The 9935-nt window shown below is 68.0% G+C and carries 10 protein-coding genes; 8 read left to right on the top strand and 2 right to left on the bottom strand.

Annotated elements, in window-relative coordinates:
- Nucleotides 1-26: 26 nt before the first annotated feature.
- Both NYR55_RS05995 and pdxH read right to left on the bottom strand, forming a co-directional pair.
- Nucleotides 27-959: a cation diffusion facilitator family transporter gene (locus NYR55_RS05995; protein ID WP_260020298.1), complete on the bottom strand. Its 933-nt coding sequence runs from the start codon at nucleotides 957-959 to the stop codon at nucleotides 27-29.
- Nucleotides 956-1534 (bottom strand): pyridoxamine 5'-phosphate oxidase, encoded by a 579-nt coding sequence (gene pdxH, locus NYR55_RS05990; protein WP_260020297.1) that lies wholly within the window; start codon nucleotides 1532-1534, stop codon nucleotides 956-958. The genes NYR55_RS05995 and pdxH overlap by 4 nt, the downstream gene beginning before the upstream one ends.
- 138 nt (nucleotides 1535-1672) lie before the next feature.
- On the opposite strand from pdxH, the gene NYR55_RS05985 reads away from it, so the two are divergent.
- The 8 genes from NYR55_RS05985 to NYR55_RS05950 all read left to right on the top strand — a co-directional run bounded on the left by NYR55_RS05985 (nucleotide 1673) and on the right by NYR55_RS05950 (nucleotide 9920).
- Nucleotides 1673-4156, top strand: coding sequence for a circularly permuted type 2 ATP-grasp protein (locus tag NYR55_RS05985; protein ID WP_260020296.1), 2484 nt, complete (start codon nucleotides 1673-1675; stop codon nucleotides 4154-4156).
- A gap of 22 nt (nucleotides 4157-4178) precedes the next feature.
- Entirely contained in the window at nucleotides 4179-5057 is an 879-nt protein-coding gene (locus NYR55_RS05980) for a transglutaminase family protein (RefSeq protein ID WP_260021576.1), read from the top strand.
- 98 nt (nucleotides 5058-5155) lie between these two features.
- Nucleotides 5156-6085: a DnaJ C-terminal domain-containing protein gene (locus tag NYR55_RS05975; RefSeq protein WP_260020295.1), complete on the top strand. Its 930-nt coding sequence runs from the start codon at nucleotides 5156-5158 to the stop codon at nucleotides 6083-6085.
- A gap of 50 nt (nucleotides 6086-6135) precedes the next feature.
- Nucleotides 6136-7089: a YihY/virulence factor BrkB family protein gene (locus NYR55_RS05970; RefSeq protein ID WP_260020294.1), complete on the top strand. Its 954-nt coding sequence runs from the start codon at nucleotides 6136-6138 to the stop codon at nucleotides 7087-7089.
- Nucleotides 7086-7889 (top strand): enoyl-ACP reductase FabI, encoded by an 804-nt coding sequence (fabI, locus tag NYR55_RS05965; RefSeq protein ID WP_260020293.1) that lies wholly within the window; start codon nucleotides 7086-7088, stop codon nucleotides 7887-7889. Before NYR55_RS05970 ends, fabI begins: the two co-directional genes overlap by 4 nt.
- Nucleotides 7890-7896: 7 nt before the next feature.
- Nucleotides 7897-8424 carry an N-acetyltransferase gene (locus NYR55_RS05960; protein ID WP_260020292.1) on the top strand — a complete coding sequence of 176 codons (528 nt, stop codon included), beginning with the start codon at nucleotides 7897-7899 and terminating at the stop codon, nucleotides 8422-8424.
- Nucleotides 8421-9491, top strand: a complete 1071-nt coding sequence (aroC, locus tag NYR55_RS05955; protein WP_260020291.1) for a chorismate synthase — start codon at nucleotides 8421-8423, stop codon at nucleotides 9489-9491. Before NYR55_RS05960 ends, aroC begins: the two co-directional genes overlap by 4 nt.
- A 135-nt stretch (nucleotides 9492-9626) precedes the next feature.
- Complete coding sequence (locus NYR55_RS05950) at nucleotides 9627-9920, top strand: hypothetical protein (protein ID WP_260020290.1); 294 nt, start codon at nucleotides 9627-9629, stop codon at nucleotides 9918-9920.
- The last annotated feature ends 15 nt before the right edge of the window (nucleotides 9921-9935 follow it).

Raw genomic sequence — 9935 nt, 5'->3', positions numbered from 1 at the left:
GTCGCAATGCGGGCGAATGGGGACGATCAGCCGGGACTGCGCAGCTGTGCGACCTCGTCCCGTTCGGCCAGCGGGTTGCCGGGATGATCGACCTGACCGACGGGGTCGATATGGATCAGCACCTCCATGCCCGGAAATTCGGCCTCAAGCGCGCGTTCCAGCGCCTCGACCACGTCATGGGCCGCAGCGACGGTCATGTCGGGGTCCATCCACATGTGAAACTGGGCAAAGTCGCGGTTGCCGCTGGTGCGGATGCGCAGGTCGTGCAGCCCCTTCAGCTCCGGATGACGGCTGGCAACCTCGACAAAGCGGCGCCGCTTTTCCTCCGGCCATTCCTTGTCCATCAACTGGCCGATCGCCTCGATCGAGGCGCGCCACGCGCCGAACAGCAGCCACAGCGCAATGCCGATGCCGAACACCGGGTCCGCGCCGCGCAGGCCAAGATACTGTTCCAGCACCAGTGCCGCGATGACGGCGGCGTTGAGCAAAAGGTCGCTGGTATAATGCACCCGGTCCGTGCCGATGGCGAGCGATCCGGTGCGCGCGACGACATGCGCCTGATACCGGGTCAGCGCGAGCGTCGCGATGATCGCGATGACGCTGACACCGATGCCATATTCGGCCTGGGCGACGACCCGATCTGCCGAGAGATCGCGGATGGCGCGGCCCAGGATGCCGATGGCCGACACGGTGATGACCGCCACCTGGAACAGCGCGGCCAGCGCCTCTGCCTTGCCATGGCCGAACCGGTGATCCTCGTCCGCCGGACGGGCCGCGATCTGAACCCCGAACAGTGTGACCAGCGATGCGATCAGGTCGAGCGCGGAATCGGCCAGCGAGCCGAGCATCGCGACGGAACCGGTCGCCCAGGCGGCATAGCCCTTGATCCCGCCCAGAAACAGGGCAGTGCCGACGCTGGCCAGCGCAGCCGACCGGGCGAGCCGCGCCGGATCGGTCACGGGAACAGCATCCCTTCGCGCCAGGCATTGCCGTCGCGGGTGAACACGTGGCGTTCGTGCAGCCGATAGTCGCGGTCCTGCCAGAATTCGATCCGTTCCGGGGTCACGCGATATCCGCCCCAGTGCGGTGGGCGCGGCACGTCGGCGCCGTCGAACCGGGCCTCTGCCTCGGCCAGGCGCAACTCGAACGTCGCGCGCGCCGTCAGCGGCCGGGACTGGTCCGACGCCCATGCGCCAAGTTGCGAGGCGCGCGGGCGCGTGGCGAAATAGGTGTCCGATTCGGCATCGTCGATGATCGAAACCGGCCCCTCGATCCGCACCTGTCGGCGCAGCGATTTCCAGTGGAACAGCAGCATGGCGCGGGGGTTGGCGGCCAGTTCCAGCCCCTTTCGGCTTTCCCGGTTGGTGTAAAAGACGAATCCGCGCGCATCATGCCCCTTCAGCAGCACCGTGCGGACGGCCGGGCGGCCATCCGCATCGGCCGTGGCCAGCGCCATGGCATTGGGATCGTTGATCTCGCTTGCCTCGGCCTCGGCCATCCAGCTGTCGAACAGGGTGTGGGGGTCAGTGCTCATGCGCGCTCATTACGCCGGCGGGTCAAGGTTATCCACGGGGAAGTTCGCCATGTGGTTCCTGCGCGGTTGCGCGGGGGGATGCTTTGTGGTTGCACGGAAACCGCATTCAGCGGGGGCGGTGCATGACGGGAACGGCATTTGGCTAGCCTGGCGACAGGATCGACCGGCACCGCGGACGCCGCGGAGCAATGGATCCGCGATTATTGCGGCGACGGTAATGCCGGCGACATGCTGTGCGCTGCCGACGGGGCAGAGCGCGATGCGTGGCTGGCGATGCTGGACGAACTGGCCGGCGCGTCCGGCGGCAGGCTGGACGAGGTGCGCGAGCGGGCGCAGCGTCAGGCAGACGATATCGGCACGGGATACCGCATCCCTGGCGAAAGCGAGGAGCGGCCATGGCCCCTGTCGCCGGTGCCGCTGATGATCGGTTCGGCCGAATGGGCAGAAATCAGTGCGGGCGTGACCCAGCGGGCGACGCTGATGGAGGCGTTGATCGCCGACATCTATGGCCCGGGCGATCTGGTCAGCCAGGGCGCGCTGCCCGCCGCGCTGGTCACTGGCAGCGCGCTGTTCCTGCGGCCGATGGTCGGGCTGACCCCGCCGGGGGGCAGGCACCTGCATTTCTATGCCGTCGATCTGGGCCGGGGTCCGGACGGGCAGTGGCGCGTGCTGGCCGATCATGTGCGAGCACCGACCGGCGCGGGCTATGCGCTGGAAAACCGGCTGGCCATCGGACGAGTGCTGGACGGGTTACAGCTGCGGCTGAACATCCAGCGGCACGCGCCGTTCTTTACGGCGATGCGCGACGGCCTGGCCGCCAGCTGCCGTCGGGCGGAGCCGCGCATCGGCCTGCTGACGCCCGGGCGCTACAATGCAAGCTATGCCGAACAGGCGCATCTGGCCCGGTATCTGGGCTTTCTGCTGGTCGAGGGCGCCGACCTCGCGGTGCGGGACGACAAAGTCTATGTCCGCACCGTCGCCGGGCTGAAGCGGATCGACGCGCTGTGGCGGCGGCTCGATCCGCGCCTGCTCGATCCGCTGGCGTTCGATTCCCATTCCGAAATCGGGGTGGCGGGGCTGGTCGATGCGATGGCGGCGGGCGATGTCGTGGTGGCCAATGCACCCGGTGTCGGCGTGGTCGAGGCGCCGGCACTGGCCGCGTTCCTGCCCGCGCTGGCCGAGCGGCTGGTCGGCGCGCCGCTGCGCCTGCCCAATGTCGCAACCTGGTGGTGCGGGCAGCCGGCCGAGCGCGACCATGTGCTGGCCCATCTGGACCGGATGGAGCTGTCCCCTGCCTTTTCCGATCCGCCGCTGGGCTTGCCGGGCGGGCAGGCGCTGCTCGGGTGCGAGCTGGATGCCGCCGGGCGCGCGTCGGTCGAGGCGGATATGGCGCGGCGGCCGCAGGATTATGTCGGGCGCGAAGTGGTGCGGCTGTGCACCATGCCGGTGGTGCAGGGCGACCGGATGGTGGCCCGCCCGTTCACGCTGCGCGTGTTCGCCGCGCGCGGGCCGGATGGGGAATGGGCCGTGCTGCCCGGCGGCTTTGCGCGGATCGCCGATCACCCGGACCCGCGTGCGGCGGTGATGGGCGAGGGCGTCTGGTCCGCCGATGTGTGCATCCACGGCCCCGACCCCGTCGATCCGGTCAGCCTGTTGCCCGCAAGCACGACCGTGCAGCTGCGGCGCAACCCCGGCACGCTGCCCAGCCGGGTGGCGGACAACATGTTCTGGCTGGGCCGGTATCTGGAACGGGGCGAGGCATTGCTGGCCGTGATCCGCGTCCTGCTGGGCCATTCGATCACCGCCGACACCGGCGCTGCGCTGTCCAGCGGCACGGTACAGCATCTGATCAACCTGATCGTCGCCACCGGGGCGGCCAGCGAACCGGCCGGGCGGGGGCGCAGCGAACTGGCGGCGTTCGCCATGGCGGCGCTGGGCAATGACAGCCCGTTCAGCGTGGCGGGCATCAACCGCGCGATCGCCGGGATCGGCGCGATATCGCGCGACCGGCTGTCGGCGGACATGACGCGCCTGATCGATGCGCCGTTTCCCGACCGGGGCAGCGTGCTGGACCGGGCGGGCACGCTGCAGCGCCGCTATGCCGCGATCGCCGGCCTGTCCGCGGAGCATATGGCGCGGACCGATGCCTGGCGCTTTCTGGACCTGGGCCGCCGGATCGAGCGGGGGGCGGGGATGATCCAGAATGTCCGCGCCTTCATGGCGATGCACGCGACGGCCGACGACCTGTCCACGCTGCTCGACCTGGCCGACAGCCAGATCAGTTACCGCCAGCGTTACCTGACCGGTATTGCGCGGGTGCCGGTGATCGACCTGGTGCTGCTGGATCCGGGCAATCCGCGCAGCTTGGCCTATCAGGCGCAGGTGATCCGCGAGCATCTGACCCGGCTGCCCATGCTGGCCGATGACGGGATACAGGAGCCGCAACAGGCGTTGGCGGCGGAACTGGCCGCGCTGGTCGACCTGACCCGCGCCGCCAGCATCGAGGAGGTGCAGCTGAACCGCCTGAATGCCATGCTGGCCGATCTGTCGGACGCCATCGCCCGCCGCTATTTCCTGCACGGGTCGGAGGCGCTGCGTGCCCCCGGCCTGACGCTCGCCTGATCGCGCGGGGACGGCGGCAATGATGCGCTATGCCATCCGTCACATCACCCGGTTCGATTATGCCGAGCCGGCGGGATTCGTCCGCTGCAACCTGCGGCTGAAGCCGATCCTGTGGTCGGGCCAGACGCTGGAGGCGCACACGCTGGCCATCGAGCCTGCCGGGCGGCTGGCCCCGGCCCGCGCGCAGGCGGGGCTGGCCAATGTGCAGCGGCTGGTGGTGGAAAACACGACGCGCAGCCTGGTGATCGAAAGCAGCGCGCTGGTCACGCTGACCCGGCCGATCCCGATGCCGCAGCCGGGCGACCCGACCCTGGCCGAGGTGGCGGCGATGGCGCGCGCCAGCCGCGACATGGGCCCGGCCAGCCCGGCCAGTTACCAGTTTCCGTCGCCCCGCATCCCGCTGGACGCAGAGATCGGCGCATGGTGCGCGGCCGAGCTGGATCCCCGGCGCGGCGTGCTGGAGGCAGGCATGGCGCTGGCCCGGCGCATCCAGAGCGAGTTCCTGTTCGATCCCAGCGCGACATTGGTCGACACCCCGCCGATCGAGGCGTTCCACAAGCGCGGCGGGGTGTGTCAGGATTTCGCCCAGATCATGATTTCGGGGCTGAGGACCGCGGGGCTGCCGGCTGCATACGTCTCCGGATATCTTCGCACCCTGCCGCCGCCGGGTCAGGAGCGGCTGGTCGGGGCCGATGCCACCCATGCATGGGTGATGCTGTGGGCAGGCCCCGCCATCGGATGGGTCGGCGTCGATCCGACCAATGGCATCTGGATGGCGGAGGATCATGTCGTCGTCGCCATCGGCCGCGATTATGGCGACATCGCGCCGATTGACGGCGTGGTGCTGGGTACCGGGGGTCAGACGATGCACGTATCGGTCGACGTGGCGCCGCTGGACTGACCGACACGCCGGGCGGGAATGGCTTCGTCCATCCGCCGGAATTGCGTCAGCGCCTGCTTTCCCCCACATAGGCGCGCGACAGGAGTAACGGACCTCAAATGGCAGCAGATCCCTATACCACTCTGGGCGTGGCACGCGGTGCGAGCGAGGCGGAGATCAAGTCCGCCTATCGCAAGCTGGCCAAGGAGCTGCACCCCGACCGCAATCGCGACAATCCGCGTGCGGCCGAACGCTTTGCCACGGTGACGCAGGCCTATGACCTGCTCAGCGACAAGGACAAGCGCGCCCGGTTCGACCGGGGAGAGATCGACGCGGACGGCAATCCGGCCATGCCGTTCGGTTTTGGCGGCGCGCGCGGGCCGGGTGGACAGGGCCGCCCCGGCGGGTTCGACTTTTCGGGCGACAGCGGGGATTTCACCGATATTTTCGAGGGGCTGTTCGGCGGCGGTGCAGGCGCGCGGGGCGGCGGTTTTGCCAGCGGGTTCGGCCGACGGCCCCAGCCAAAGGGCGGCAACATCCCCTATCGCCTGGCGGTATCGTTCGTCGATGCGGCCATGCTGGCCCCGCAGCGCATCACGCTGAACGATGGCAAGACCATCGACCTGAAACTGCCCGCCGGGGTGGAGACCGGCACGCAGATGCGGCTGGCGGGCAAGGGGCAGCCGGGGCCGGGCGGGGCGGGCGACGCCATCGTCACCATCGAGGTTCAGGCGCACCGGTTCTTTACCCGCGACGGCGACGATGTGCGCATCGACCTGCCCATTGGCCTGGCCGAAGCGGTGCTGGGCGGTGAGGTGAAGGTGCCGACGGTGGACGGCAGCGTGATGCTGAAACTGCCCGCCGGGTCGACATCGGGCAAGGTGATGCGCCTGCGCGGCAAGGGGTTTCACAAAAAGGGCGGCGGCCGGGGGGATCAGCTGGTCACGCTGATGATCGACCTGCCGGCCGACGATGCCGCGTTGACCGCGTTCGCCCGCGACTGGCCCGGCGCTGCCACGCATGACCCGCGCAGCCGGCTCGGCCTTTGATCCTGCCAGCCGGTGCGGAGCAAAGTGACGGGCAGCGGGTTATGACTGGCATGACTGAAGGCTCATCGCAAACACCCGAGGCACGTCGTGAACAGGGTGGGCTCCAGCAGCGGCTGGCCAATCTCGGCATCAGCCAGCGCGTGTTCGAGGTCGCCAAGCGCGTCGTTGCCGGCGTGTTTGCCGAAGGGTTCACCCATGCGGGCAATCTGGCCTATCTGAGCCTGGTCACGTTGTTCCCGTTCTTCATCGTCGCCGCCGCCATCGCCCGGCTGTTCGGCCGGACCGAGGACGGGCTGCGCACGGTCGAGGCGTTTTTGCGCACCATGCCGCCCGATGTCGCGTTGGTGCTGCAAAAACCGATCCTGGACGTGCTGCAGGCCCGTTCGGGATCGCTGTTGTGGCTGGGCGCGATCGTCGGGCTGTGGACCACGGCCAGCTTTGTCGAGACGCTGCGCGCGATCCAGCGACAGGCCTATGGCGTCAAGATGAGCCGGCCGTTCTGGGAATACCGGCTGAGCGCGATCGGGATGATCTTTGCCTCGGTCATCCTGGCGATGACGGCATTCAGCTTTCAGGTCGCGCTGACCGGGGTGGAGGCGTTCATTACCCAATTCTTCCCCTTTGCCACCGACATCCAGACGACGCTTAGCCTGTCGCGGTTCGTGCCGGGCATCGCGCTGTTCGCCGCGCTCTATATCCTGTTCTACGCCCTGACCCCCGGCGTTTATCGCCGGTCGAACAATCCGAAATGGCCGGGCGCTGCGCTGACCACCGGATGGTGGCTGGCGACGACCGCATTGCTGCCGATCATCCTGACCAATCTGGCCAATTACGACTTGACCTATGGCAGCCTGGCGGGGGTGATGATCGCCCTGATCTTCTTCTTCATCGTGGGGCTGGGCGTCGTTGTGGGTGCGCAACTGAACGCGGCGCTGGCAGAATCGCCCGAAACCGGTCTAGAGAGCGCGTCGAACAAGGACTTGGGCGCGGAAGGGAACGCATGACTGGATTGATGGCGGGCAAGCGCGGGCTCATCATGGGCCTGGCGAACGACAAGTCACTTGCCTGGGGCATTGCCAAGCAACTTGCCGAACATGGCGCCGAGCTGGCCTTTACCTATCCCAATGATTCGCTGGCCAAGCGTGTGGTTCCGCTGGCCGCCGAACTGGGATCGGATTTCTGCTTTCCGTGCGAGGTGTCCGACATGGCCAGCGTGGACGCGGCCTTTTCGACGCTGGCGGCCCGCTGGCCGACGATTGATTTCGTGGTCCACGCCATCGGCTTTTCGGACAAGAACGAGCTGCGCGGCCGCTATTACGAAACCAGCCTCGACAATTTCCTGATGACGATGAACATCAGCGTCTATTCCTTCACCGCCGTGGCGCGTCATGCCAAGGCGCTGATGCCGAATGGCGGCAGCTTGCTCACGCTGACCTATTACGGGTCGGAAAAGGTCGTGCCGCATTACAATGTCATGGGCATCGCCAAGTCGGCGCTGGATACCAGCGTGAAATATCTCGCCGTTGACCTTGGCCGCGACAATATCCGCGTCAACGCGATCTCGGCCGGGCCGATCAAGACGCTGGCGGCGAGCGGCATCGGCGATTTCCGCTATATCCTGAAGTGGAACGAGCTGAACGCGCCGCTGAAGCGCAACGTGACGATCGAGGATGTCGGCGGCGCCGGACTGTATCTGCTCAGCGACCTGTCGGCCGGCGTGACGGGCGAGATCCATCATGTCGATGCCGGGTACAATGTCGTGGGCATGAAGGCCGAGGACGCGCCCGACATCGCATTGTCGTGACGGCACGATGACGTTGACCGTCCGCCCCGCAGGTGCCGGCGACGTGGCTGGCATCGACCGGTTGATGCGCCAGAACTTCGCCGCGCCGGCCGAGGCGGAGCTGCTGATGCGGCTGTGCCTGGATGGCGACATGGTGCTGGCGATGGTGGCGGCGGACGAGGCGGGCGGCACGCTGGCCGGGGCCGCGATATTCAGCCGGATGCACGTTGAGCTGGATGGCGATCCCGTTGCTGCGGTCGCGCTGGCGCCGCTGGCCGTGCTGCCCGAATATCGGCGACAGGGGGTTGGCGAGGCGCTGGTTTCCGCCGGGTTGGAACAGCTGTCCCGCGCCGGGCTCGGCCTGTGCTTCGTGCTGGGCGATCCGGCCTATTATGCCCGGTTCGGGTTCAAGGCCGAGACGGCAGCCGGGTTCGACAGCCCCTATGCCGGGGATCATTTCATGGCGGCGGTGCTGACCGGACGGCCCATGCCGCCCGGCGTGCGCGGCGTGGCGGCGCATGCCCCCGCCTTTGCGGCGCTGGGGGAGGACGCATGAGTTTCAACACGTTCGGGCGGGTGTTCCGCTTTACCACCTGGGGCGAAAGCCATGGCCCGGCGCTGGGCGCGGTGGTCGATGGCTGCCCCCCCGGCCTGTCGCTGAGCGAGGCGGACATTCAGCCGTTCCTGGACCAGCGCCGTCCCGGCCAGTCGCGCTTTACCACCCAGCGGCAGGAACCGGATCAGGTCCGCATCCTGTCCGGCGTGTTCGAAGGGCGGACGACCGGCACGCCGATCAGCCTGATGATCGAAAACGTCGACCAGCGGTCCAAGGATTATTCGGACGTCGCAAAGGCCTATCGCCCCGGCCATGCCGATTATGCCTATGACGCCAAATACGGCTTTCGCGACTATCGCGGCGGCGGGCGATCCTCGGCGCGGGAAACGGCGGCGCGGGTCGCGGCGGGCGGCGTCGCCCGGCTGGCGATCCCGGAGGTGACGATCACCGCCTGGGTCGAGGCGATTGGCGGCGATGCGATCGATTATGCCAATTTCGATGCGGCGGAAATCGGGAACAATCCCTTTTTCTGTCCCGATGCAGCGGCCGCAGCGCGCTGGGAGGCGCTGGTCGACGGCGCGCGCAAGAGCGGATCGTCGCTGGGCGCGGTCATTGCGTGCGAGGCGCGCGGCGTGCCCGCCGGATGGGGCGCGCCGCTCTATGCCAAGCTGGACAGCGAACTGGCCGCCGCGATGATGAGCATCAACGCGGTGAAGGGCGTGGAGATCGGCGACGGCTTTGCCGCAGCGACCCTGACCGGCGAACAGAATGCCGATGCCATGCGGCCGGGCGAGGACGGGACGCCGCAATTCCTGGCCAATCACGCGGGCGGCATTGCTGGCGGCATTTCGACTGGCCAGCCCGTTCTTGTGCGGGTGGCGTTCAAGCCGACCAGTTCCATCCTGACCCCCGTCGAAACGGTGACGCGGGAGGGGGAGGCGACCGAGATCCTGACCAAGGGACGGCACGACCCGTGCGTCGGCATTCGCGGCGCACCGGTGGTGGCGGCGATGATGGCGCTGGTTCTGGCCGATCAGAAGCTGCTTCATCGCGCCCAGTGCGGTTGATTTGCGTAAGGGGCTGAATTCCGGCCGGTGAAACGGCACGGCTGACCGAAAGCCGTGGCAATCCGGCGACGGATCGATTGAACCATGGCGGGGATCGGCAGTTTTCCTTGGGTGTCCTACCAAAGGAGAGTAACTATGCTTACCAAGTTCCTCACTGCCAGCGCCCTGATGCTGTCGGCCACCGGCATTGCCGCGGCCCAGACGACGCCGGGCACGCAGACCGCCCCGTCGGCCCCGACCGATACGCAGCAGACGCAGACCCCGTCACCGGAGCAGACGCCGGACGCATCGACCGCGCCGACGACCAGCCCGACGCCGACGACGGAGCCGCAGGATCCGAACGCGACGACCAGCCCCGCGCCGGAATCGCAGACGGATGAGGCCAAGCCGACCGAAGAGAGCGAACCGGCCACGCCGCAGGTCCGCTAACGCAAGCAAACCCCC

The organism is Sphingomonas sp. BGYR3, from assembly GCF_025153455.1.
Lineage (GTDB): Bacteria > Pseudomonadota > Alphaproteobacteria > Sphingomonadales > Sphingomonadaceae > Sphingomonas.
Note: the sequence above shows the minus strand (reverse complement) of the source record. Positions and strands in the feature narration are given on the sequence as shown.